The 19,791-nt window shown below is 70.2% G+C and carries 23 protein-coding genes; 13 read left to right on the plus strand and 10 right to left on the minus strand.

Annotation, left to right across the window (positions count from 1 at the left end):
- Nucleotides 1-4 precede the first annotated feature (4 nt).
- On the minus strand, nucleotides 5-895 hold the full coding sequence (locus AC3ERS_RS32155; protein WP_431971896.1) for a bile acid:sodium symporter family protein: 891 nt from the start codon (nucleotides 893-895) through the stop codon (nucleotides 5-7).
- 202 nt (nucleotides 896-1,097) lie between these two features.
- Here AC3ERS_RS32155 and AC3ERS_RS32160 point away from each other — a divergent pair, with 202 nt between their 5' ends.
- Together AC3ERS_RS32160 and mbp1 are read left to right on the plus strand one after the other, a co-directional pair.
- Nucleotides 1,098-2,264, plus strand: a complete 1,167-nt coding sequence (locus AC3ERS_RS32160) for a thiolase family protein (RefSeq protein ID WP_431971897.1) — start codon at nucleotides 1,098-1,100, stop codon at nucleotides 2,262-2,264.
- A gap of 162 nt (nucleotides 2,265-2,426) precedes the next feature.
- Entirely contained in the window at nucleotides 2,427-2,672 is a 246-nt protein-coding gene (gene mbp1, locus AC3ERS_RS32165) for a microaggregate-binding protein 1 (RefSeq protein WP_431971898.1), read from the plus strand.
- A 61-nt stretch (nucleotides 2,673-2,733) separates the two neighbouring features.
- On the opposite strand, the gene AC3ERS_RS32170 is transcribed toward mbp1, so the two are convergent.
- Nucleotides 2,734-3,189: a MarR family winged helix-turn-helix transcriptional regulator gene (locus AC3ERS_RS32170; RefSeq protein WP_431971899.1), complete on the minus strand. Its 456-nt coding sequence runs from the start codon at nucleotides 3,187-3,189 to the stop codon at nucleotides 2,734-2,736.
- Between the two features lie 96 nt (nucleotides 3,190-3,285).
- On the opposite strand from AC3ERS_RS32170, the gene AC3ERS_RS32175 reads away from it, so the two are divergent.
- The 4 genes from AC3ERS_RS32175 (at nucleotide 3,286) to AC3ERS_RS32190 (ending at nucleotide 6,257) form a co-directional block, all read left to right on the plus strand.
- Complete coding sequence (locus tag AC3ERS_RS32175; RefSeq protein ID WP_431971900.1) at nucleotides 3,286-4,062, plus strand: dioxygenase family protein; 777 nt, start codon at nucleotides 3,286-3,288, stop codon at nucleotides 4,060-4,062.
- A 67-nt stretch (nucleotides 4,063-4,129) separates the two neighbouring features.
- Nucleotides 4,130-4,660 carry a DoxX family protein gene (locus AC3ERS_RS32180; protein ID WP_431971901.1) on the plus strand — a complete coding sequence of 177 codons (531 nt, stop codon included), beginning with the start codon at nucleotides 4,130-4,132 and terminating at the stop codon, nucleotides 4,658-4,660.
- A 71-nt stretch (nucleotides 4,661-4,731) separates the two neighbouring features.
- Nucleotides 4,732-5,319, plus strand: coding sequence for a TetR/AcrR family transcriptional regulator (locus AC3ERS_RS32185; RefSeq protein WP_431971902.1), 588 nt, complete (start codon nucleotides 4,732-4,734; stop codon nucleotides 5,317-5,319).
- A gap of 77 nt (nucleotides 5,320-5,396) precedes the next feature.
- Nucleotides 5,397-6,257, plus strand: a complete 861-nt coding sequence (locus tag AC3ERS_RS32190) for an NAD-dependent protein deacetylase (protein ID WP_431971903.1) — start codon at nucleotides 5,397-5,399, stop codon at nucleotides 6,255-6,257.
- A 186-nt stretch (nucleotides 6,258-6,443) separates the two neighbouring features.
- Here AC3ERS_RS32190 and AC3ERS_RS32195 read toward each other — a convergent pair whose 3' ends face one another.
- Nucleotides 6,444-6,989 carry an SRPBCC family protein gene (locus AC3ERS_RS32195; RefSeq protein WP_431971904.1) on the minus strand — a complete coding sequence of 182 codons (546 nt, stop codon included), beginning with the start codon at nucleotides 6,987-6,989 and terminating at the stop codon, nucleotides 6,444-6,446.
- 121 nt (nucleotides 6,990-7,110) lie between these two features.
- On the opposite strand from AC3ERS_RS32195, the gene AC3ERS_RS32200 reads away from it, so the two are divergent.
- On the plus strand, nucleotides 7,111-7,698 hold the full coding sequence (locus AC3ERS_RS32200; protein ID WP_431971905.1) for a TetR/AcrR family transcriptional regulator: 588 nt from the start codon (nucleotides 7,111-7,113) through the stop codon (nucleotides 7,696-7,698).
- Here the strand turns inward: AC3ERS_RS32200 and AC3ERS_RS32205 are convergent.
- Complete coding sequence (locus tag AC3ERS_RS32205; RefSeq protein ID WP_431971906.1) at nucleotides 7,695-8,021, minus strand: plasmid stabilization protein; 327 nt, start codon at nucleotides 8,019-8,021, stop codon at nucleotides 7,695-7,697. The two genes, AC3ERS_RS32200 and AC3ERS_RS32205, sit on opposite strands and share 4 nt — an antisense overlap.
- A 194-nt stretch (nucleotides 8,022-8,215) precedes the next feature.
- Between AC3ERS_RS32205 and AC3ERS_RS32210 the strand changes: the two genes are divergently transcribed.
- Both AC3ERS_RS32210 and AC3ERS_RS32215 read left to right on the plus strand, forming a co-directional pair.
- Nucleotides 8,216-9,382: an AI-2E family transporter gene (locus AC3ERS_RS32210; RefSeq protein WP_431971907.1), complete on the plus strand. Its 1,167-nt coding sequence runs from the start codon at nucleotides 8,216-8,218 to the stop codon at nucleotides 9,380-9,382.
- A 37-nt stretch (nucleotides 9,383-9,419) separates the two neighbouring features.
- Nucleotides 9,420-10,256, plus strand: coding sequence for an SDR family oxidoreductase (locus tag AC3ERS_RS32215; RefSeq protein WP_431971908.1), 837 nt, complete (start codon nucleotides 9,420-9,422; stop codon nucleotides 10,254-10,256).
- A 64-nt stretch (nucleotides 10,257-10,320) separates the two neighbouring features.
- On the opposite strand, the gene AC3ERS_RS32220 is transcribed toward AC3ERS_RS32215, so the two are convergent.
- Together AC3ERS_RS32220 and AC3ERS_RS32225 are read right to left on the minus strand one after the other, a co-directional pair.
- Complete coding sequence (locus AC3ERS_RS32220; protein ID WP_431971909.1) at nucleotides 10,321-11,373, minus strand: alpha/beta fold hydrolase; 1,053 nt, start codon at nucleotides 11,371-11,373, stop codon at nucleotides 10,321-10,323.
- A gap of 84 nt (nucleotides 11,374-11,457) precedes the next feature.
- Nucleotides 11,458-12,267 carry an ABC transporter permease gene (locus AC3ERS_RS32225; protein ID WP_431971910.1) on the minus strand — a complete coding sequence of 270 codons (810 nt, stop codon included), beginning with the start codon at nucleotides 12,265-12,267 and terminating at the stop codon, nucleotides 11,458-11,460.
- A 238-nt stretch (nucleotides 12,268-12,505) separates the two neighbouring features.
- Between AC3ERS_RS32225 and AC3ERS_RS32230 the strand changes: the two genes are divergently transcribed.
- A complete protein-coding gene (locus tag AC3ERS_RS32230) occupies nucleotides 12,506-13,042 on the plus strand; it encodes a hypothetical protein (RefSeq protein ID WP_431971911.1) in 537 nt (178 codons plus the stop codon).
- A 23-nt stretch (nucleotides 13,043-13,065) separates the two neighbouring features.
- Here the strand turns inward: AC3ERS_RS32230 and AC3ERS_RS32235 are convergent, their stop codons facing one another.
- From AC3ERS_RS32235 to AC3ERS_RS32245, 3 genes are all read right to left on the minus strand, one after another.
- Nucleotides 13,066-14,418 (minus strand): cytochrome P450, encoded by a 1,353-nt coding sequence (locus AC3ERS_RS32235; protein WP_431971912.1) that lies wholly within the window; start codon nucleotides 14,416-14,418, stop codon nucleotides 13,066-13,068.
- Between the two features lie 90 nt (nucleotides 14,419-14,508).
- On the minus strand, nucleotides 14,509-15,063 hold the full coding sequence (locus tag AC3ERS_RS32240) for a DJ-1/PfpI/YhbO family deglycase/protease (RefSeq protein ID WP_431971913.1): 555 nt from the start codon (nucleotides 15,061-15,063) through the stop codon (nucleotides 14,509-14,511).
- 80 nt (nucleotides 15,064-15,143) lie between these two features.
- The gene (locus AC3ERS_RS32245) at nucleotides 15,144-16,184 is read right to left on the minus strand and encodes an Lrp/AsnC family transcriptional regulator (RefSeq protein WP_431971914.1); all 1,041 of its coding nucleotides are present in this window, start codon (nucleotides 16,182-16,184) and stop codon (nucleotides 15,144-15,146) included.
- 115 nt (nucleotides 16,185-16,299) lie between these two features.
- Between AC3ERS_RS32245 and AC3ERS_RS32250 the strand changes: the two genes are divergently transcribed.
- The 3 genes from AC3ERS_RS32250 (at nucleotide 16,300) to AC3ERS_RS32260 (ending at nucleotide 18,587) form a co-directional block, all read left to right on the plus strand.
- Entirely contained in the window at nucleotides 16,300-17,463 is a 1,164-nt protein-coding gene (locus AC3ERS_RS32250) for an alpha-hydroxy-acid oxidizing protein (protein WP_431971915.1), read from the plus strand.
- Nucleotides 17,464-17,528: 65 nt separating this feature from the next.
- Complete coding sequence (locus tag AC3ERS_RS32255) at nucleotides 17,529-18,083, plus strand: class I SAM-dependent methyltransferase (protein ID WP_431971916.1); 555 nt, start codon at nucleotides 17,529-17,531, stop codon at nucleotides 18,081-18,083.
- A gap of 39 nt (nucleotides 18,084-18,122) precedes the next feature.
- Entirely contained in the window at nucleotides 18,123-18,587 is a 465-nt protein-coding gene (locus tag AC3ERS_RS32260; RefSeq protein WP_431971917.1) for a MerR family transcriptional regulator, read from the plus strand.
- Here AC3ERS_RS32260 and AC3ERS_RS32265 read toward each other — a convergent pair.
- Nucleotides 18,574-19,752 carry a cytochrome P450 gene (locus AC3ERS_RS32265; RefSeq protein ID WP_431971918.1) on the minus strand — a complete coding sequence of 393 codons (1,179 nt, stop codon included), beginning with the start codon at nucleotides 19,750-19,752 and terminating at the stop codon, nucleotides 18,574-18,576. The genes AC3ERS_RS32260 and AC3ERS_RS32265 overlap by 14 nt on opposite strands.
- Nucleotides 19,753-19,791 lie beyond the last annotated feature (39 nt).

Genomic DNA, 19,791 nt, shown 5'->3' on the forward strand with positions numbered 1-19,791 from the left:
ATGCTCAGGCGCCCGAGGTCACCAAGGGCGTCTCGTCCCGACGAATCCTGCGGCTGATCGCCGTGCCCGCCAGGTAGGCGATGGGCAGCATGACGATGCCGTAGACCCCCGCGGGCACCGCCATCCGGATGTCGCCGAGCACGCTGATGGCGATGGTCATCGCCAACGCGCTGTTGTGGATGCCGACCTCCATCGAGCACGCGATGGCCTGGGTGCGCGTGACGCCGAACGCCTTCGGCACGAAATAGCCGACGCCCAAACTGGTCACGCACAGCAGCGCGACCACCAGCCCGACCGCCGCGAGATAGCCGGGCACGTTGCCTCGCTCGGCCACCAGCGCCGCCAGCGTGACCACCGCGAGGAACCCCACCGACACCACCCGCACCGGTCGGTCCATGCGGTCGGCGAAACCGGGCCGCAGCCGCCTGACGACGATGCCCGCGACGACCGGAATCAGCACCAGCGCGAAGACCTGGGCCACCTTGCCGAACTGCAGCCCGATACCATCGGCGCCGGGCGGCTCGAAGAAGCCGAGGGCGAAGTTGCCGACCAGCGGCATGGTGATCACGGAGAGCACCGAATTCACCGCCGTGAGAGTCACATTCAGCGCGACGTCGCCGCGGAACAGATGGCTGAGCAGGTTCGCCGTCGCCCCGCCCGGCGAGGCCATCAGCAGCATCACCCCCACCGCGAGCTCCGCGCTCAGACCCACCGCGAGCACCAGCCCGAACGCCAGCGCGGGCAGCACCACGAGCTGACAGCTCAGCGCGACCACCACCGCGCGCGGATACCGCACCACCCTGGTGAAATCGTTCGCCGTCAGCCCGAGCCCGAGCCCGAACATGATGAGCGTCAGCACCATCGGCATCGCGACGGTGACCGGCCAGCTGTCCATGAACTCCTCGTCATGTCGATGCGGCCCACCACCCCGCCGGCCACCGAACGTGTGTAGCACGATGCTACGGCCGGTCTCGGCGCCGCGCCGAACTCCCGGGACGCCGCGCAACGAGCCCTCGGCCGTTCCCCGTTCCGCAGCTGCGTGAATCCGTGTTAACTTAGTCGAGAATGGCAGTTAACTTAGTTGATCGGAGACAGCTATGAGGTCCGCCGTCATCGTGGATGTCGTCCGCACCCCCTCGGGTAAGGGCAAGGCCGGTGGCGGCCTGTCGGAGGTGCATCCGGCGACGCTGCTCGCGGGCGTGCTCGCCGAGCTCGTCTCGCGCAACGATCTGGATCCGGCGCTGGTCGACGACGTGGTGGGCGGTTGCGTCACCCAGTCCGGCGAGCAGGCGTTCAACATCTCGCGCACCGCCGTCCTCGCCGCGGGCTTCCCCGAGTCGGTGCCCGCCACCACCGTGGACCGCCAGTGCGGCTCCTCGCAGCAGGCCGCCCACTTCGCCGCGCAGGGCGTCATCGCGGGCGCCTACGACATCGCCATCGCCTGCGGCGTGGAGTCGATGAGCAGGGCGCCGATGTTCTCCAATGCGCAGGACAAGGACGCCAATCGTGGGCCCATCGCCCACCGCTACCCGGAAGGCTTGGTCCAGCAAGGCATTTCGGCGGAAGTGATCGCGGCGCGGTGGAAGTTCGACCGGACCGCGCTCGACCAGTTCGCGGCGCGCTCGCACCGGTTGGCGGCCGAGACCGCCGCCGCGGGCGGGTTCGACCGCGAACTGGTCGCGGCGGGCACGCTGACCGCCGACGAGACCATCCGCGCCACCACCACCGCCGAGGGCCTGGCGGGGCTGCGCCCGGCCTTCGTCGACGAGCAGTACAAGGCGCGCTTCCCCGAGATCGAGTGGTCGATCACCCCGGGCAACTCCTCGCCGCTCACCGACGGCGCCTCGGCCGCGCTGATCATGAGCGAGGAGGCCGCGACCAAGCTGGGCCTGCGCCCGCGCGCCCGCTTCCACTCGTTCGCCGTGCTCGGCGACGATCCGCTGCTGATGCTCACCGCCGTCGTTCCCGCCACCCGCAAGGTCCTGGACCGGGCCGGGCTCGGCATCGACGACATCGACGCCTACGAGGTGAACGAGGCGTTCGCGCCGGTGCCGCTGGTCTGGCAGCACGAACTCGGCGCCGACGCCGACAAGCTGAACCCGCGCGGCGGCGCGATCGCCCTCGGCCACCCGCTCGGCGCGTCCGGTACCCGAATCCTGGCCACGCTGGTCAACCACCTCGAGCAGACCGAGGGACGCTACGGCCTGATGACCATGTGCGAGGCGGGCGGCCTGGCGAACGCGACCGTCATCGAACGCCTCTGATGACGCTGCGACCCGGCTCTCGCGCAACGCGGTGATTCCCGACATCGTCCTCTCCCGCGTGGGCGACCTGATGTAGCGGGCTCGAGCCACGGCGATTGAGATCCGAGGGACCGGGTATGCGGCCAGTGTCAGCCGATAACCGAGATTTCGGAGGTAGACATCGTGTCGAAGCACGAAAGCGGTCCCCGCGAAGGTGTCAAGGGCGTCGTCGAAGACGCCAAGGGCAAGGTCAAGGAGGCCGCGGGCATCGTCACCGGCAACGAAAATCTGGAGAAGGAAGGCCGCGCTCAGCAGAGCAAGGCCGAATCGCAGCGTGAGGCCGCCCAAAAGGAGGCCGCCGCGGAGAAGGCGCGGGCCGAAGCCAGCGTCGACGAGGCGCGCCAGAAGGCGCACCAGCGCGGTAACTGATCGCTGACATACGACGAGTGGGCGGGTCCAATGGGCCCGCCCACTTTTGTTTGCGCTGTGCTCAGCGCGCGGTCAGCCGCTCGGCGACCGCGCCGAGGCCATCGGCGATCGCCCGCTGTTGGGCCGGAGTGAGGACATCGAGCAGCGCTCGGCGTACGGTTGCGACGTGCCCTGGAGCAACCTGCTCCAACCGGCGCCGTCCTGCCTCGGTGAGGACGGCGACCACGCCGCGTTCGTCGCATCGGGCGGCCGCGCGGCGGACGAATCCGGCCTTTTCCAGCTGCGCGACCTGATAGGTCAGCCCGCTCTTGGACGTGTAGAGCGCGTCGGCGAGATCGGTCATGCGCAGTTCACCGTCCGGCGCGGCGGACAGCCGGACCAGCGTCTCGTACTGCGTGTGCGACAGACCCTCTCGCTTCAGATGCTGTTCGATCTCGCGGTTGACGAGGGCCCCCGCCGCGAGGAATCCGTGCCACGCGCGCATCTCGCCGTCGTCGAGCCAGTTGGGTTCGTCCACACCGCCACCCTAGCGTTGTTGTTCAAATTTGAACTAAGAGGTACGGTCATGTCGTTCAAATTTGAACAAGCATCCGAGCGACGCAGTGGAGGAGCCATGGCCGACGGCGATGCCGAGCGGATGCCCGTGCTGTATCTCTCGCACGGCGCGCCCCCGCTCGCCGACCACCCGCACTGGCCGGCCGAACTCGGCGCATGGTCGGCCGAACTGCCGAAACCCACGGCGATCCTGATGATTTCGGCCCACTGGGAATCCGCGCCCATCGCGCTCGGCGCCACCACGACGGCGCCGCTGATCTACGACTTCAGCGGCTTTCCCCGGCACTATTACGAGGTCGTCTACCCGGCGCCGGGAGCACCCGAGCTGGCGGACCAGGTGCGCAAACTGCTCGGCGCCGAGGTGCACGAGGCACCGGGGCGGGGCCTGGACCACGGCGCATACGTGCCTCTCAAAGAGATGTATCCGGCCGCCGACGTGCCCGTCCTGCAACTCTCGCTGCCGACGCTCGACCCGCGCAGGCTCATGGCGATCGGCCGCAGGCTCGCGCCGTTGCGCGCGGCGGGCGTGCTGATCGTGGGCAGCGGTTTCTTCACCCACAACCTGCGCGCGATGACCCCCGACGACGAGCAGGTCTACTCGTTCACCGCGGAGTTCGACGACTGGGGCGCGCGAGCGCTGGCCGATCGGGACATCGACGCCCTGCTCGACTTCGAACACAAGGCGCCCGCGGCGCGGCGGGCGCACCCGCGCTCCGATCATTTCGCACCGCTGTTCGTCAGCCTCGGCGCAGGCGAAGAAGACCTCGACGACCTGCGAACCGTCATCGACGGCTACTGGTTCGGCATGGCACGCCGTTCCATTCAACTCGGCTGAGCACCGAAAACCCGGTTCGACAACCGAATCCACGACAGCAGACCGGCTGCACAGAGAGGACCTCGACATGACGACCACAACAGCAGCACCGACCACGACAACGGCCGCCAGCACGCTTCCCACCGATCTCGGCCTGCTCGTACTGCGCCTTGCCCTCGGTCTGACCATGGCCGTGCACGGCTCGCAGAAGCTCTTCGGCTGGTTCGACGGCGCCGGAATCGACCGCACCGCCAAGTTCTTCGAGTCGCAAGGCTATCCGGCGAGCAAGGCGGCCGCGATCCTCGCGGGCATCTGCGAAGGCTTCGGCGGCCTCGCGCTGGCCATCGGCCTGCTCACGCCGCTGGCCGCGGCCGCCGTTCTCGGCACCATGCTCAACGCGATCTCCGTCCGGTGGGGCGGCGGGTTCTTCGCCCCCAAAGGCGTCGAGTACGAGGTGCTGATCATCGCCTCCATCGTCACCATCGCGCTGGCCGGTCCCGGCCGCTTCGCCGTCGACAGCGTGGTGGGTTTCCTGCGTCCCTACCGCCTGGTGTACGGCTTCGCGGCGATTGCCCTCGCCCTGGTCACCGCGGGTGTGGTGCTGCTGGTGCGCAACTGATCACCGCAGCCGATGTACTACTCGTCGTAGAATCGCCGCCACCGAATCCAGGAACGACGAGGCGAGGGCACATGGTTGATCCGCGGGCGACCAACGAGGATCTGACCGCGAAGGCGCGGATCAGGAACGCCGCCATGGACCTCTACGCCCAGTACGGCGCCGAACGGGTGTCGTTGCGCGCGGTCGCGGCCGAGGCGCGGGTCACGCTCGGACTCGTCCAGCACCATTTCAAGACGAAGGCGGGCCTGGAGGCGGCGGTCGACCAGTTGGTCGTCGACTACTTCGGACACGCCGTCGCGTCCGTGCCGGTGGTGGGCGCCACCGTGCAGATCGCCACCGCTCGGGACGAGGCGGTACGGCGGATGCTGGCCGACAACCCCGCGGTGGTGAACTACGTCCGGCGCGCGGTGCTCGAGCCCTCCGGGACGCGGATCGAGCTGCTCGAGTCGCTGGTCGAGCTGACCCGACGGGAAGTGGTCGGGCTGCGCGAGGCGGGCGTGGCCTCCACCGATCGGCGCGAGTCGACGCAGGTCGTCTCGGTCCTCATCCGCCAGCTCGGCGAGCTGCTGCTCGCGCCGCTGATCGAGGCGGTGTGGGAGCGGGTCGCCGGGCCCGGCGACGCCGAGCGGCCCCGGTTGAGCATCACGGTCGAGGACTGAGGACGTACCTCCGTCTCGGCTCGGGCCGTGCGCGGTCCTCGGATGGACTCCGTTCCGCTGCGCCTACGATGCGTGTCATGTCGCACGATGCGGAGCTGGAGCGGTTGGCCGGGGTGCTGGCCGGCCGCCGGGTCGCGGTGCTGACCGGCGCGGGGATCTCCACCGACAGCGGCATCCCCGACTACCGCGGCCCCGATTCCCCGCCCCGCACTCCCATGACCTACCAGCAGTTCGTCGGGGATGCCGCCTTCCGCCAACGGTATTGGGCGCGCAACCACATCGGCTGGCGCCGGATGGACGCCGCCCGCCCCAATCGGGGACACCGCGCGCTCGCCCGGCTGGAACGCCTCGGCGTCGTCACCGGATTGATCACCCAGAACGTGGACCTGCTGCATACGAAGGCGGGCCACCGCGGGGTGATCGACCTGCACGGCGTCTACGCCCGGGTGCGCTGCCTCGGCTGTTCCGCCCTGATCTCCCGGATGACGCTGGCCGACCGGCTGGAGACGGCCAATCCCGGCTTCGCCGAGTCGGCCACCGCCACCGGCGTCGAGGTCGCGCCCGACGCCGACGCCGTGGTCGCCGACACCGACAGCTTCCGGATGGTCGACTGCGCCCGCTGCGGCGGCATGCTCAAGCCGGACATCGTCTACTTCGGCGAGAACGTCCCGAAGGACCGCGTCGCCGCCGCCTTCGACCTCGTCGACGCCGCCGACGCCCTCCTCGTCGCAGGGTCCTCGCTCACCGTCATGTCCGGCCTGCGCTTCGTTCGCCGCGCAGCGGCCAACGGCCGTCCCGTGGTGATCCTCAACCGCGGCCGCACCCGCGGCGACGATCTCGCCACCCTGACCATCGACGCGGGGTGCTCGGAAATTCTCGAAGCACTGGCTCGTCTCTACACGAACGAGCCCGCAGCCGCGGCGGTCGAGTCGAGGTAGCGTCCGCCTCGGCTACGCGACAGGTGGAAACCGTTGCCGCCGAGGCAGTCTCGGAGCTCGGCACGCCTGGATCGCCGCCCGGGAGCCCGCCTTCGGGTTGGCCAACCGATGGCGGAAGCCGTTGTCGCCGAGCCGGACTCGGAGATCGGCACGGCTCGCTCGCCGACGGGGACCGCTTTCGTTCGGCTAACCCGCGACAGAAGCCGTTGTCGCCGAGCCGGACTCGGATACCGGAGCGTCGGGCCCGATCGCACGGTCGGCGAGCCAGTGGAGCACGCGCACCACGGGACTCCAGCGCGCGGGCCGCCGGACCGACCCGGTGAGGGCGCGTTCGGCGCGGTCGAAGGAGTCCTCCAGGCACGCGTCGTGCATCCAGCGGTAGGCCAGTGGCCAGGTCAGGCGGGCCGGGCCGCGGGCGTGCATGGCGAGCAGGTGGATCAGGTCGACGCCGCCGGGAGTCGGCTGGACGGTGAATTCGTGGAAGCCGTCGAAGCCGCGCGGGCCGGTGAACCGGAAGCGCACCCACCGACCGGGTTCGTAGCGTTCCACCGTGTAGCGGACCGGACCGTGCCCACCGGCCGCGCCCACGCTCAGCGGGCGATCGAAGCGCATGGGTGGCCAAGCAGGCGCGGGCCAGAGCCTGTCGTCCTCGCTCGCGAGCGAGTCGAGCAGCGAGCCGGCCTCCGCCGCCGACGCGGCCAGGTGGCGAACGTGAATATTGATGACGGCCATGGTTTTTCGCTCCTTCTTCAGCCGTGCGCGGAAATCAGGCGGCGTGCGGGGTCGCGGTGGCGACGCCCGAGCATTTTAGAGAGTTGTCTCTAAAACAGAATTAGAGCATATCCTCCAATACATGGGAAGACCACCGAAGCACGACGCCGATCGGCTGCTCGACGCGGCCGCGGAACTGCTCGCCACGGGCGGGCCCGCCGCGGTCACCATGTCGGCGGTGGCCAAGGCGGTCGGCGCGCCGAGCGGGTCGGTCTATCACCGTTTTCCGGACCGGCCGGCGCTGCTCGCCGCGCTGTGGTCACGCACGCTGCGCCGCTTCCACGAGGAACTGCTCGCGGTGTTGACCATCGAGCGGCCCGAGGAGGCGATCCGCCGCAGCGCGCGGGCGACCCTCGACTGGGCACGACGAAACCCCCGCGATGCGGCCGTGCTGCTCACGGGGGCGAGGGAATTGGGTGAGCGAGACTGGAGCAGGCAGGCGCGCGAAGACACCGCGCGGGCCAACACCGCGATCCAAGACGCGCTGACCGAGCTGATCGCACGCACCGGCGACACGGGCGCCCAAGCTACCGACCAGGTGCTGCTTGCGATCGTCGACCTGCCCTACGCCCTGGTCAGGCGGTATCTACGGGCCGGGCAACAGATCCCGCCGCACGCCGCCGATCTCGCCGAGCGCGCCGCGGTGGCGCTGCTCGGCGCGACCGATTAGCGACCGAGAGCGCTCTGCAGCTGCCTCTTCGTCATCGTGGAGCGGCCCTTGATGTTGCGCTTCTTGGCCTCGTTGTACAGCTGATCCCTGGTCGGCCCCTTCGGACCGCTGCGGCCGGAGCGCTGCCCGCCGCGCTGCTGCGGCGACATGTCCTCGAGCGACGACCGGCTCGCGGTCTTGGTCTGGCCTGCCTGGGCGCGGTTCTTGTTGACGGTTCGGGCCGCGATCTCCTTGGCGCGCTTGGTACTCGCGCCGCGGTCCTGCGCGGAATCCTTGATGTGCTCGTACTGCCGTTCCTGTTTGCCGGTCCATTCCTTCGGCATGACACACACCTCCTCTGTCGATCGAATACCCGGGAAACGCGTCGGAAACCGGAAAAGCCCGCCTACCGCCACCACCCGGAGATCGGTGCAGCAATCCCGCCTGCCGCCACCGCCGCTCGTCGGTGACCGTCTTGGTCCGCTGCCTCGTGCGAGACTGGGCCGGTGAGAGTGCGTGAGCGAGTGGAAGGCATGTCGTGAGCGAGCCGGACAAGGCCACCGCCGGAACCGACACCGGCAAGAACGAGGCGCTCGTGCTGCGTGAGCGCGGCGGTGTGATCGGCGTCGGACTGCTCTGGCTGGCGAAGTGGTCGCTGTGCCTCGTCGCGATCGCCGCGGGAGCCTGGGTGCTCGGCTGGATCGTCGCGCGGCTGTGGGTGGTGGTCCTGCCGATGGCGCTGGCCGTCGTCGTCGCGACCGTGTTGTGGCCGCCCACCCGGTGGCTCACCAAACACGGCCTGCGGCCGGCTCTGGCCGCCGCGCTCGCGCTGCTCGGCTTCCTCGGTCTGCTCGCCGGTGTGATCGCGCTGATCGTGCCCTCGGTGGTGGATCAGGCCCCGGAGCTGGCCGACAAGGCGACCGAGGGCGTCAACCAGGTGCGCCGTTGGTTGCAGGGCCCGCCGCTGAACATCCGCGACGAACAGCTCGATTCCGCGGTGGACGCCATCGTGTCGCGATTGCAGTCCAGCGCCGAGCAGATCGCCACCGGCGTTTTCAGCGGCGTCACCACCGCCACCTCGGCGCTGGTCACGCTGTTCCTCGTGCTGGTGCTGGCATTCTTCTTCGTCAAGGACGGGCCGCGCTTCCTGCCCTGGCTGCACAGCGTGACCGGGACCCGCGGCGGCAGGCACTTCGAGGAGGTACTGCGCCGGGTCTGGTTCACCCTCGGTGGCTTCATTCGCACCCAGGCGCTGGTCAGCCTGATCGACGCGGTGTTGATCGGCGCGAGCCTGGTGATCCTCGGTGTCCCGCTGGCCGCGGTGCTCGCCGTGCTGACGTTCATCGGCGGCTTCATCCCGATCGTCGGCGCCGTCGTCGCGGGCGCGCTCGCGGTGCTCGTCGCGCTGGTCGGCAACGGCCTGACCACCGCGCTGATCGTGCTCGGCGTCATCCTGGCGGTACAGCAGCTGGAAGGCAATGTGCTGCAACCGGTGTTGCAGAGCCGCAGCATGCAGTTGCACGCGGTGGTGGTGCTGCTCGCCGTGACCGCGGGCGGCTCGCTGTACGGCATCGTCGGCGCGTTCCTCGCCGTGCCGGTCGCCGCCATGGTCGCGGTGGTGCTGCGCTACGTGGGCGAGCAGATCGACGAAGCCACCGCGCCGCCGCCGGAGCCCGAGGACGACACGGCCGAACCCGCGCGGTAACGCCCGCCCCGCATGCGGTTGTGGCAGTGTGGGTTTCATGAAGACGATCCTGATCACGGGGGCGACGTCGGGTATCGGTCTGGAAGCCGCGCGGCAACTGGGCGAAGCAGGCGATCACCTGATACTCGTCGGACGCAATCCCGAGAAGCTCGTCCACGCCGCGCAACTGGTCCGCGAGGCGGGCGCGGGGCAGGTGGACACGCTGGTGTGCGATTTCGCGAGTCAGTCCGCGGTGCGCGAGCTCGCCGCGACGGTGCTCGCGAGCTACGACCGCCTCGACGTGCTCGCAAACAACGCGGGCGGCTACTACCCGCAACGCTCGATGACCGACGACGAGGTCGAAGCCACCTTCGCGGTCAACCATCTCGGCGGCTACCTGCTCACCGAGCTGCTGCTCGACCTGCTGCGGCGCAGCGCCCCGGCGCGCATCCTGTTCACCTCGTCGGTCATGCACTACGGCGCCACCCTGGATTTCGACGATCTGAGCCTGGCGCGCGGCTACTCCGGCGAGAAGGCCTACAGCCAGTCCAAGCTGGCCAACATCCTGTACGTCCGCACGCTGGCGCGGCGGCTGGAAGGCGCCGGGGTGACCGTCAACGCCTTCCATCCCGGCGCGGTGGCCACCGGGATCTGGGACGCGATGCCGTGGTGGGGCAGGCCGTTCGCGGCGGTGGCCAAGCGCGTGTTCATGATTCCCGCCGCCGAGGGCGGGCGCAGGCTCACCTATCTCGCCTCCGCGCCGGAGCCCGCCGGGCACAGCGGACGCTACTTCCAGAACAACGAGCTGAAGACGCCGTCGCGCCGCGCGCAGGACGACGCGCTCGCCCAGCAGCTGGACGAGGTCAGCGCGCGACTGGTGGGACTCTCGAGCTAGGGCGTACCTCCGAGCCAGGGCGTACCTCCGGCCGTGCGCAGGGCCTGCATTCCGGCAGCGCGACTCAGCGGTGCACAGGCACCGCGCTCGCGAGGAATTCGTCGAGCACCGACCAGCTGGCCGCCTCGGGCCCGGCGACGAGCCCGAGGTGGCTGGTGCGCGGCACTTCGACGTAGCGCGCTTCGGCCGCGCCCGTCAGCACCCGCACGCCGGGCGCGACCGTGGCGGCGGGCGCGATGTTGTCCGACAGACTGCCGACGAGCAGCACGCGGCAGCTCACCTTGGCCATTTCGATCACGCGGTCCGCGTCGAGCGGGATGCTGCCCTCGGCCATATGGTTGCCGACGATCATCAGCCGGTAGTTCTGGCGGTAGAGCCGTCCGGGATAGCCGGGCATCCGTCCGATGAACCGGTCGATCGCCTCCATCCGGGCCAGCGCCTCGCTGCGGGCGAGATTGCGCGCGATGAACCACGGGCGCATGATCTCGCGCGGCAGCGCCATGCCGCGGAACCCGAGCTGCACGGCGAACGCCGGGATACCGCCGAAAAGCTCGGTGGCCCAGGCGACTTCACGTCCTCCGGTGACCCGCGCCAGCAGCCGGGACGGCGCAAGCATCGGGTGGTGGCGATAGTCGATCGGGGTGCCGAGCGCGGTGACCGAGGCGATCGGCAGGTCCGCGTGCTCGGCGGCGGTGAGCAGCGCCAGGGTGCCGCCCAGCGACCAGGCGACGACGTCGACCCCTGCTCCGCCGTGCTCGGCGCTGACCCGGGCGATCGCGGTGGGGACGATGTCGTCGATCCACTCCTCGAAGCCCATGTTCCGGTCCGCGTAGGTGATCCTGCCGTAGTCGACGATGTAGGGCGCACGTCCGGTGTCGAGCAGGAACCGGGCCAGGCTCTGCCCGGGGCGCAGGTCGAAGCAGGAGCTGTGCACGGCGAGCGGCGGCACCAGCAGGGCCGGGTTTCCGGAGCCGGACGCGCCCTCGTAGCGGCGCAGCTGCCGGTGCGGCTCGTCGTAGAGCACCGTCGACGGGGTCGGGACGGCGGGTTCGACGCCACCGCCGAAGGTGAGCGCCCAGCCGTTGTCGAGCGCATGCGCCAGATCGGTGAAGATCACTGTTTTCCTCAGTGCACGGACGGATTCGAGTCGAGCGCCGGCTCGGTACCAGCAGCACCGAGTGTAAATAACTGTTACTCGAAGTTACAATTTGGTGGCCGATCTCACCGGCCGCTCCGCGACGCCGCGACCGCCGCGACCTGAATCGCCCGCGTGCCATCGCGTGACGCGGCGGCGGGCGACGAGTTCGATGGTGACCGCAACCGCGCACGACTGGGCGAGCAACAGACCCGAGAGCACCAGGATCTGGACCGCGCCCGCCTGGACGGCCGAGCCGCTGGCGATCAGCACGCCGACGAACGTGCCCGGCAGCGTGACCAATCCGACCGTGCGGGTCTGATCCACGCCGGGCAACAATGCGTCGGCGGCGGTCGGGCGGATCACCTCCAGCCGCGCGTCGCGCTCGGTGAAGCCCAAGCTCAGCGCGGCTTCGACCTCGCCGCGCCGCTGTTCGACGGCGTCGAGAGCGCGGCGTGCCGCCAGCGAAGTCGCCGTCATGGCGCCGCCGAGCACGATCCCGCCGATCGGCACCACAGCCACACCTTCTACCGGGACCACACCGCTGAGCAGCATGGCAGGCAGCACCGCGCCGACTCCCGCGCCCAGCGCCAGCGCCAGCCACGGGCCGGAGTTCCCCGCGCCCGCGCGCCGCGCCGAGGTCACCACCGCGGCGACGAACATGACGGCGAGCACCAGGATCGCCGACCACAGGTGCGCCAGCGACGCCGCCAGCACGAGCGCGACGGCCGCCAACTGCAACGCACCGCGGACGGCCGCGCGCGGCGCCACGAACGGTGAGCCCAGCGACGCCACCCGATACACCGCTGCCGCCGCGATCGCCAGCCCGACGCACAACGCCGCCAGACCGAGATCGGGCCGGATCGCCGCGTTCATCCGCGCTCCGCCCAGGGACTGACACTCACCATCCGACGATCACACCACGACGCAGCCGTCGCGCATCCGCCGAACGGGGTCGTCCGCGGCCCTGCCACCGGCCGTCATCGCGGATTACCATGCAGTGAGGGCTCGAAGAGCACGCGCTGACACTTCGATCGCCCCTCCGCCGATCGGCGTCCGGACCGGGCAGCGTCGCCCCTCGCCGATCGTTCGTCCCGCTCCCGGAGGAGGACGCATGTCCTACCCGCTGCACGAGAAGGTCTGTCTCACCGGCGAGGGTTGCCGCTGCCCGTCGGTCACCCTGTTCCTCGTCCCTGAGCCGCTGATGCCGGGCGGGAACATCCTGCACCTGCTGGAACAGGCGACCGTCGACGATTCCGGCGCGCCGCCGCGGCCCGACGTCCCGCTCATCGAGTCGCTGGAGACGCCCTCGGTGCCCGGCCGCTCCGAACCGCCGATCCACGCCGAGCTGCGCCCGTGCACCGTGCACCTGCCCGACCCCGAACGCCTGCACGCGATCCTGCACGATCACCTGATCATCGATCCCTTCGGACTCGATCTCGGCGATCGCGCCGAGATCACCCGGCTGGCGCTGCTGCCCGAACGTCGCATCGGCTTCCGCCGCAGCGAGGATTTCCAACCCGAATCCATCCGCCGGGCCATGCTCGCGGTCTACCGGCACTTCGCTCTCGACCAGCGCGCACCGCTCGTCTACCACGGCTTCGCGGACCCGACCACCGGCTGGTTCGAGCTGCGCACCGCGGTCGCTTGACCTCACCGCGACCACCGGGGCGGTCATCGGGCGCGCGTGACCGCGGGCGTGATCGCGAAGTCGAGTCCGAAGTGGTCGAGAGTCAACGGAAGGGGGCGGTCCGGCGACAGCGCGGGGGTAGGCCGGGAGTGGAAGTCGGCGGCCTCGATGAGGTGCGCAAGCAGGGCGCTGGTGGTGAACAACACCAGGTTGCGGCCCGGACATCCGGCCGGGCCCGCGCTGAACGGCACCAACTGCGGGTACTGCTGCTCGAGTCCTTCCAACCAGAGATCCGGGACGAACCGGTCGGCGAACGGCAGGGAATCCGCATCGCGATGGAACGCGGGCACGACGATCATCAGGGCCGCGCCGCCCTCGATGGTGAATCGATCGGCGCCCGCCCGCCACTCGGTGTCCTCGGTGATGTCACGCAAGATGACCGGCGTCGTCGGCCACAGCCGCAGCGATTCGAGCACGCAGGCGCGCAGGTAGTCGCGGGACTGCGGGGTGTGCGGATCGGCGGCGTCGGCGGTCGCGCGAGCGTGCTGATCGGGGTGGGTGGCCAGCAGCGCGAGGGCCCGGCTCGCGGCGATGCCCGCCGCGTCGAAAGCGAAGAGCCAGTGCGGAATCTGGCCGACCGGATCGACCGCTCCACCGGCTTCGGTCGCGGCCAGCGCGCCGACGAGACTGTCCGGATCGGCGGCCTCGACATAGCGGTAGAGCCGTTCGGTGAATCGGTCCCTGCGCTTGCGGCGCGGTAGCGCCAGGAACGACCAGTTGGCGGCCGAGCGCAGCTTCCACAGCTCGTCGGTGATCGCGTCGTCGTCGCGCCCGCGCCTGCCGAGCACCAGATGACGGACGAGCCGCCACCAGTCGGCGGTGAACTGGTCCGCGTCGAGGTGTCCGCGGCGCAGCGCGGCCGCCGTCAGGTCGCGCGCCTCGTCGGCGATGATCTCGGCGAACGGTCCGGCGAGGCGGTGCAGCGGCGCCGAGGTGTCCAGCGCCGCCTCGTTCACCGCGCGCCGCTGCGCGCGCACCGGCCCTTCCGACAGCAGCACGCCGTGCGGCTGGAATTGGCGCAGCGCGGCCCGCTTCTCCCGATTGGCCGGATCGAACGGCCGCGGCGCGCCGTCCAGCACCATGCCGACGTCACCCGGGTCGAGCACGACCACGACGCGACGTCCCGGTAGCACCAATTCGACTGGGCCCGCGCCGAATTCGTCACGCAACCGACGCATGCGCGTCACCGCGCGCCGGTCGGCCTTCGCCCGTTCCAGCACACCCATGACGGCGCGTCTGCGAGCGATCACCCCCGAGGCGATCGATGCGAAACCCAGATCCGCCAACGTCGCGAGCGCTCGCGCGCCCACCAGCTGGTTGTAGTGATTGCCTGCCATACAGCCTCCTCCCATGTAGCTGCCCTCGTCAGGGCCGATGTCGTGCGCGTACCCGGCGCCGCCCGGCCGAAACGAGCAGGCCCACCGCCGCTACCCGCGCAACTCGGTGGAGATCGCGCCGACGAAATCGGCCAAATCTCTTGGGGCGCGCGAGGTGATCAGCGTCCAGCCGCCGTCGGACGAGCGGACCACCGGCTCGTCGACCCACGCGCCGCCCGCGTTGCCGACGTCGGTGCGCAGCGAGTGGTAGGAGGTCAGCGTCTTGCCCCGCACCAATTCGGCCTCGACGAGCAACCACGGTCCGTGGCAGATCGCGGCGATCGGCTTGCCCGCGCTCGCGAAATCCTTGGCCAGCGCGACGGCGCGGTCGTCGGCGCGCAGTTTGTCCGCGTTCACGGTGCCGCCGGGCACCACGAGGACGTCGAAGTCGTCCGCGTCCACCGCGTCCAGCGCGGCGTCCGGCGAGATCGCCTCGTCCTTGTCCACATCGTGCCGGAAGGTCTGCACCGGTTCCGATTTCGGCGCCGCGTGGGTGACCTGGGCGCCGCGCTTGCGAAGTTCGTCGCGCGGTACCAGCAGTTCGTCGTGCTCGACGCCGGTATTCGAGGTCAGCACCAGCACCCTGGCGTCGTCCAGTTCAGGCATGGGCGACTCCTCTCTCGATTCGACCACCCCCTCCCCCTGGTCGCATGCCGCGATTCGCCGCCGGTAAACCTCGATCCGGCTCACGCGGTCGCGGCGGGCTCGCTCCAGATGTCCGCGCGTACCACGCGCCTGCTGCGGCCGCGCGGGTCGAGGAGGTGCCCGAACAGCTTGTCGTGGCGCAGGGTGATGGTGCGTTCCGCGATGCGCAGGCCGGGGTGCACGCCCGCGAGCCCGGCCTCGAAGCGCGGTATGTCGGCGAGGCTGTGCAGGTTGGCCTGGATCAGCAAGTTGTGACCGCCGCTGATGGCGGCGCAGTTGCGCGTCTGCGGGAGCCGGATGATCGCGTCGCCGATCTCGGCCAGCCGATCCGGCGGCGCGTCCAGCCACAGCGTCACCGCGACCGGCCAGCCGCCGAGCGGACGCGCGAAATCGCAACGGAACTGGAGCAGTCCGAGCCGGGTGAGCCGGTCCAGCCTGCGCTTGACGGTCGAGGCGGAGGAACCGACAGCGGTGGCCAAGGACTGGTGCGAGGCCCGGCCGTCGAGCGCGAGCTGGGCGAGCAGCGCCCGGTCTCCGTCGTCGATGCTCACCGCCCGCGCAGGCTCCGTCGGCTGCCGCGGCGGAATGTCGAGTTCGGCGCGTTGGTCCGGCGCGAGCGCGTCGATGCGCCAGCGGCCGCCCTCGGTGAACATGTGCGTGACGATCCTGGCCCGCACCGCCGCGACGTGCGGGATGGCGGGCAGCACGTCCAGTGTGTAGTGCGACATGGTGGCCAGATCGCGCGCGCCGACGGTGGCCAGCAGGTTGTAGGTGCCCGCGCAGCGCTCCACGGTGACCATGTGCGGGTGCTCGCACAGGCTGCGGCTGACCGCGGCCGCGGCGTCGGCGGTGCAGCCGATCTCGACGTAGGCGACGGTGATCTGATCGAGCAGCCGCGGGCCCGGCGAGGGACTCACCCACGCCGCGCCCCGCCGCGTGAGCCGTTGCCAGCGGCGGGCCACCGTCACCGGATCGACCCCGAGCGCGTGCCCGAGCTCCGACCATGAACCGCGCGGCCGCAGCTGCAACGCGTTGATCAGGGCGAGCTCGTCTTCGCTCAGCAGTGCGGCGTCATCCTGCATTCGTGCTTCCCATCGTGCCTGATTCCTGCATTCTAGTGGCGTCGAGTGAACGGCGGCCCATGCTTTCTCCGGGCGGCGCGGTGCCGCGCCGACAGACGAAAGGGCAACCGAACCCATGGCCTTCGCCGACTACCAGAACGAGATCTACCTGCGCGGGCTCGGCGGCGTCCAGCCCACGCTGCCCATGTCGTTCGCCGAGCTGGAGGACAAGGCTCGCGCGGCGCTGCCGCCGTCGGTGTGGTCGTACGTGGCGGGCGGAGCCGGTGACGAGCGCACGCAGCGCGCCAACGTGACCGCATTCGACCGGTGGGGACTGGTGCCGCGGATGTTCGTCGGCGCGGCCGAGCGCGACCTGTCGGTGGATTTGTTCGGGCTGACGTTGCCCGCGCCGGTGTTCCTCGCCCCGATCGGAGTCATCGGGCTGTGCGCCCAGGACGGGCACGGCGATCTGGCGACCGCCCGCGCCGCGGCGCGCACCGGCGTCCCGATGGTGGCCTCCACGCTGTCGGTGGATCCGCTGGAGCAGGTGGCGGCCGAAATGGGCGATACGCCAGGCTTTTTCCAGTTGTACACGCCCACCGACCGCGATCTGGCCGCGAGCCTGGTACAGCGCGCCGAGCAGGCGGGCTACCAGGGCATCGTGGTCACGCTCGACACCTGGATCACCGGGTGGCGCCCGCGCGATCTCGGCGTCTCGAATTTCCCGCAGCTACGCGGCCACTGCCTGGCGAACTACTTCACCGATCCGGTGTTCCGCGCCGGGCTGCCCGGCCCGCCGGAAGAGCACCTCCAGGCCGCGGTGCTGCGCTGGGTTCAGCTCTTCGGCAACCCGCTCACCTGGGCCGACCTGCCGTGGCTTCGCGAACTCACCACGCTGCCGCTGATCGTGAAGGGCATCTGCCATCCCGACGACGCGCGGCGCGCGAAAGACGGTGGCGTGGACGGCATCTACTGCTCCAACCACGGCGGCCGCCAGGCCAACGGCGGCCTGCCCGCCCTCGACATGCTGGCCGAGGTGGTCGACGCGGCCGACGGTCTTCCCGTGCTTTTCGACTCCGGCGTCCGCGGCGGCGACCACATCGTCAAGGCGCTGGCCCTCGGCGCGACGGCGGTCGGCATCGGCAGGCCCTACGCCTACGGTCTCGCGCTCGGCGGCGTCGACGGCATCGTGCACGTGCTGCGCGCGCTGCTCGCCGAGGCGGACCTGATCCTGGCCGTCGACGGTTATCGAGGTCTCGCCGACCTGACCAGAGACGCCCTGCGCCGAGTGGCGGTCTGAACAGCCCTTGACTTCAGGTCGACCTGAACTCGCACGCTGAGGGTCGACCTGAAGAAGGGGATGAGATGACCGAGTTCGGAGAACAGGAAAGCCGCGGCTACGACCGGCGCGCCACCAAGCTGCTCGGCGGGCTGTACCGGCACATCGCCGACGAGGCGGCCGCCTCGACCGGCACGGGCGAGGCGGTGCTCGACGTCGGGACCGGACCGGGATTGCTGCTGGCCCACCTCGCCCGCAGGCGACCGGATCTGCTGCTGCACGGGGTGGACCTCTCGCCGCACATGATCGCGCTGGCCCGGGCCAATCTGACCGGGCACGCCGCCGAATTGTCGGTGGGCGATGTGGGCGCACTTCCCTACCCGGACAACAGTTTCGACCTGATCGTCTCGAGCCTGAGCATGCACGAGTGGCCGGATCCGGTCGCGGCGGCGGCGGAGTTGGAGCGGGTGCTCCGCCCGCGCGGGACGCTGGCCCTCTACGACTTCCGGTTCGTCCGCGACGCGTCGATACGGTCGGCGTTGGGCGCGCGCTTCGCGACGCCGACGGTGCGCAGGAAGGTCGTGCGTCCACGCGGGTATCCGATCGGGCTGTACGCCCAGTGGACGGCGCGCGCGGCCTGAGCGGCGCGGCCGGCGCCGAGTGACACATAGGGTGCTGATATGCCGGGTCCTGATATGTCCGAATCCGCCTTGACGATCGGCGAACTGGCCGCGCGATTCGGCCTGGCGACCCATGTGCTGCGCCACTGGGAGGACCTCGGCCTGCTCGCGCCGCGCCGCGATTCCGGCCGCCGCCGCGTCTACCGCGCCGACGACGCGGAGACCGTGGCCGTCATCCTGCTCGGCAAGCGGGTCGGGCTGTCGCTGGCCGAGATCGCCCGGTTGTTCGAGAGCGCCGCCGATCGCGACGCGCGCCGTGAACTCCTGCGCGCGCACCGCGATCAGCTGGCCGTGCGGATCGCGCGCGCCACCGCGGCGCTGGACACCATCGAGCACGCATTGGATTGCGGCGCACCGGATTTCCGCTCGTGTTCGCATTTCCGCGCCAAGGTCGACGAGGCCCTGCGGCTGGGCGTCGACGGGGTGGCGGGCCACCCCGTCGACGTTCCGCTCAGCGAGCGGTGACCGTGGTGGGCAGGCTCGCGAAGCCGCGGTTATTCGAGGAGTGGACGCGGCGCAGGTTCGCGGCGTCGATGTCGTAGTCGGCGATCGTGCCGACGATCTCCTCCAGCGCGACGCGCAGTTCCAGCTGCGCCAGGTTCGCACCGAGGCAGTGATGGCGGCCGCTGCCGAAGGACAGCGCGGCGCCGGTGTCGCGGTCCAGGTCGAAGGCGTCGGGGTCGGCGAAGACCTCGGGGTCGCGGTTGGCCGAGCCGGTCAGCAGCAGGATGCGCGCGCCCGCCGGGATGTCGACGCCGTGCAGGGTGATCGGCTCGGTGGTGCTGCGCAGCTGGGACTGGGTGGCGGGTTCGTAGCGCATACCCTCGGCGATCCACTCGTCGATGCGTCCGTCGAAGGCCTCGCGGCGCTGGTCGGGGTGCTGCCACGCGGCATGCCAGAGGTTGCCCAGCGTCAGCATGGCGGTCTCGATGCCCGCGCCGACCAGCAGGATCAACACCCCGACGATCTCCTCGGGGGTGAGCCGGTCGTCGCCGTCCGCGGCGTCCAGCAGACCCGAGAGCAGGTCGTCGCGGCGGGTCTTGCTGCGTTCGATGGTCAGCTCGGTGTAGTAGCCGACCAGCGTGCCGATGGCCTGCATCGCCTCGGGGCGCAGATCGGTGGATTCCTCGTCGGTGTACATGATCTCCATGCCCAGTTTGCGGAGCATGTCGCGGTCGGCCTCCGGGACGCCGACCAGTTCGGAGATCACGTCGGTCGGGAACGGACCCGCGAAATCGGCCATCAGATCGAAACTTTCGCGTTCCAGCAGCGGCCGCCACAGCCCGCGCGCGATCTCGCGTAGTCGCGGCTGCAATTCCTGCACCCGCCGGTTGGTGAACGCGCGGGCGACGAGACCACGCAACCGGGTGTGCTTGGGCGGGTCCATGGCGACGAAGGAAAAGAACCGCTCGGCCTGCGGTCCCCAGAACGCGGGCTCCATCCGTAATCCGTTGGCACTGGAGAACCGATCCGAATCACGCAGTGCGGCAACGATATCGGCATACCGGGAGAAGGCGTAGAAGTCGTCGGCCGGGTTGTGGAAGACGGGCGCCTCCGCGCGTAGCCTTGCGTAGTACGGATAGGGATCGCGGTGGACGTCGAAATCGTATGGGCTGTACTGCAACTGCATGACGGAGCCTTCCGGGGGCCGTGCGAGTTCTCACCCTCG

Source organism: Nocardia sp. bgisy134, from assembly GCF_057708325.1.